This window comes from Okeania sp., assembly GCF_983059655.1.
This window is the reverse complement of sequence record NZ_CEZPJD010000808.1, coordinates 1-3,571: the sequence shown is the minus strand read 5'-3', so window position 1 is coordinate 3,571 and position 3,571 is coordinate 1. Positions and strand designations below refer to the sequence as shown.

The window sequence follows — 3,571 nt, the reverse complement described above, 5'->3', positions numbered from 1 at the left end:
AATGATTCTTATGTGGTAGACAACTCAGAAGATACCGTCACAGAAGTAGCTAATGCAGGTAATGATACTGTCAACTCCTCCATAACTTACACTCTAGGAGATAACTTAGAAAATCTGAATCTCACAGGCAACGACGCCATTAACGGTACAGGTAATAGCCTAGGCAATAACATCACAGGCAATAGAGCAAATAATCGTGTTAATGGTAACGATGGCAATGACACTATCAATTCAGGTGTTGGTAACGATACTGTTAATGGCGGTAGTGGTGCAGACCAAATTATTGGTGGTAGAGGCAAAGATTTGCTCCGTGGTAACGACGGCAATGACACTATCAAGGGTAGGCGTGGGTCCGATATCTTACTCGGTGGCAATGGCGACGATGTTTTAAACGGTGGTATTGGTCGCGATCGCCTCAATGGAGGTGCAGGCAACGATACTCTCACAGGTGGAGCTAGCATTGACCGCTTTATTTTCAACACTAACCAAGAGTTTGAAACCTCCGCAATAGGTATAGATGTAATCACAGATTTTGATGTACAACGAGACTTGATTTTATTAAACAAAAAAACATTCACTGCTTTAGATAGTAATGCTGGTGAAGGCTTCAGTGTTGATACAGATTTTGCCATAGTTGAAAGTGATGAAGCTGTTACCACTAATAGTGCTTTTATTGTTTATAATTCTGCCAATGGTGCATTATTTTATAATGCTAATGGTAGTGAATCTGGTTTAGGAGATGGCGCTCAATTTGCCGTTTTGAATAATGATATTTCTCTAGAGGCGAATAATTTTCAAATTAGGTAGTAAAATTAATTTGCTAAATATTTGCTACAAAATAAGTAACTAATTAGGGCTTGCTGAATAAATCTAAAAGTTTTTGTAGATAAAGGTTTTAGGCTTTTTAGGTCTGGAAAAAGTACCTATTTTTTAGCTCTAATCGCTCAAAAAGTTAGTATTTTGGGCAAGATATGGGAAGAAAATCAAGTGAAGATTCTTCTGACTATCTCTTCTATAATTCCCATTCATCCTGACTTCTAGATTCTGGATTCTGGCTCCTACCCTTACCACTTGTACTTTTTCAGCAAACCCTAATTGATATCAGGAATTAGGATTATAGCAATTCCCATACTTATGAGGTACAAAATTTTATGCTTGAGGGAACAGGGAACAGGGAATAAAAAGACAAAAAGATAACTGTACCTCACGACTTTGGGAAACGCTATATCACCCAATTCCAAATGATTAATTTAAGCAGTAACTGAAGTAGTTAATGTTGACATTTCATTTTGTTTAATCCATTCAAAAACTCGATTCAATGCCCACCAAATATCGGGATCTTGAGCATTAATTTGACAAGATTTACTACTAATATGAGCCACATGGCCACCATAACGAGTTAACATTAAATCAATAGCAGAATTACTGTCACAAGCAGTTTTTAAATCTGCTCCAAGTGTTGGGTCAAACATTGGGTCATCTTCAGCATAAATAATTAATGTTCGTTTTTTTAAATGAGGCAAAAAATATAGAGGACTTGTTGCTTGATAGTAAGCTTCTACTGATGAAAATCCTAACCTTTCAATAGTAAATTCTTCATCAAACTTCCAAATAGAATCTGCTCGTTCGATTGCCTCTGGATCGATAAAATCTGGATGATGTTCGTGAATTAACCAAACTAATTTTTTGAGATTTTTAGTAATTCCTTTATCCAAGTTTTTTCCTAAAGGAGAACTATCTAAATAAGATAGAGAACGTTGAGATTCTAGACTGGGACAAATAACTGCACAACCACCAATATCTGTTTCTGCTAATCCTAACCCTGGAGCCAAACTTTCTGCTAATTTTGCACCCCAAAGAGCTAGTTGTCCTCCCAAAGAATATGCAGTAAACCAGAAATTAGACGGGCAACCCATTGCTTTTGCTTGAGCAGCAATATGAACAAAATCTTGCCCTTCATAAATACCATCTGAAGTTAGAGTTGGTGATAGTAATGCTGTCTTGCCGTGGGCACGCCAATCAAATAAAATAACGGCATAACCTTGAGCATAAGCTTTGCGTCCTAATAGTTGTAAGAACCATTGATTATCTAACTCTCCTGTAATTCCATAAGTCCCAATAATTGTACCTTTCGGGTTTTCTGGAATAGCCATCCAGCCAAAAATTGGCACATCATCTGCTCCAATAAAAATTGTATCTTGGTAAGAAGGCTTCGGAAATGTAGTAGTGTCTTCCCAAAAACGGGGTATCCAAAAGGCTGCATAAAGAGTCATTGCTAGACCATTTTTCAGGAACCACGGAGGAGTATAAGAAGGATAACCCATAGATAAATTTTAATCTGATAAAACTTAAATTTGTTAATCAGATAGTATATCAGTTGGAGATGAAATTTTATAATCCAGAATTTTTCGGTCAATAACTGGTCTTTTTCAGTTATCAGTTATCAGTTATCAGTTATCAGTACCTTATATTGAATTAGAAGGCTACGAAAAACCGATATTTATAGGTAATTTAACCACCATTTACCTCGATGTTTTTTCTTATACTTAGCAAACCAGTCACAGATAATGTATAAAAGGAAGGTTATTAACAACCAAATTAGATAAACAATTGGTAAATTATACCCAAATGCTTGTGGTTTCCAATTGATGCCTACTTGGGAGAAAGTAAAAGGTTCTATACCATATCTAGAAAAGGCAAATAAAATAGCGGTTAGATGAATTAAGTAAATGTGGATAACATAGAAAAATAATGATTGCTGACCTAATATAATTAATGGTTTAAAATAACGTATTTTGGTTTTTTCCAGCCAATAAAGTAATAATATTGATATACCAAGTGTAATTAGTAAATATAGTAGAGAAGGCGGATATTTATGACAATCGATAAAAGATAGTAAAGTATAAAAAAAGTTAGACTGAATTGACCAAGGATTGGGGTCGCCATAAATATTAGTTGCTCGGATAATAATAAAGGCAACTATCATACTTAAACCAATTTTTCTTAATAGCTGAAGTCGCCGCTCTTTTTCCATTTCAAATAGTGTTCCGAAAACATAACCTAATGCCATTACTCCGATCCAAGGAATGATAGGATAGAGGATAAATAAGCGAAACCCAGAAATTGGTTCAATCATTGTGCGTTCGTGAAGTATTGCCCACAACCAACCAATATTTCCTAATTGCTCTGCTTGTACATTATCAAAAAGATTATGTCCGACTATCAGCAAGATTGCGATGATCGCAATTATTCGAGTAGGAAAATAAATTATTGCTGCTAAGAAAATCATCGAACAACCGATCGCCCACAATACTCCGGCGGCAGAGAAAGTTAAATTCAGGTCAAACCTCCAGCTAAAACGTACTACTGTTAAGTCTAGAAATACTAACCACAGTCCTCGGAGCAACAAAAACTGAGAAAGTTGTTGTTTGGTTTTGCCACGTTTGAGAGAGAGATAAGCTCCTATTCCTGCTAGAAAAATGAATGTGGGGGCACAAAGATGGGTTATCCAGCGTGTTAGAAATAGAGGAATGTTTGACTGGGTAAGGTCTAAAGGGTTAAAGTCGGCATT

3 protein-coding genes are annotated in these 3,571 nt (G+C 36.0%); 1 reads left to right on the top strand and 2 read right to left on the bottom strand.

The features are described from left to right. Positions 1-807, top strand: an 807-nt coding sequence (locus AC3DU7_RS28690) for a calcium-binding protein (RefSeq protein WP_488042663.1), incomplete at its 5' end; no start/stop codon positions are given. Between the two features lie 443 nt (positions 808-1,250). Here the strand turns inward: AC3DU7_RS28690 and AC3DU7_RS28685 are convergent. Further along, the gene (locus AC3DU7_RS28685; RefSeq protein WP_488042662.1) at positions 1,251-2,324 is read right to left on the bottom strand and encodes a YheT family hydrolase; all 1,074 of its coding nucleotides are present in this window, start codon (positions 2,322-2,324) and stop codon (positions 1,251-1,253) included. A 176-nt stretch (positions 2,325-2,500) separates the two neighbouring features. Further along, positions 2,501-3,571 (bottom strand): acetyltransferase domain-containing protein (locus tag AC3DU7_RS28680; RefSeq protein ID WP_488042661.1); only part of this gene is annotated, 1,071 nt, incomplete at its 5' end.

Excerpts from the sequence above, each read along its gene's own strand:
- AC3DU7_RS28685 (WP_488042662.1), bottom strand. The coding sequence starts at position 2,324 with ATGGGTTATCCTTCTTATACTCCTCCGTGGTTCCTGAAAAATGGTCTA.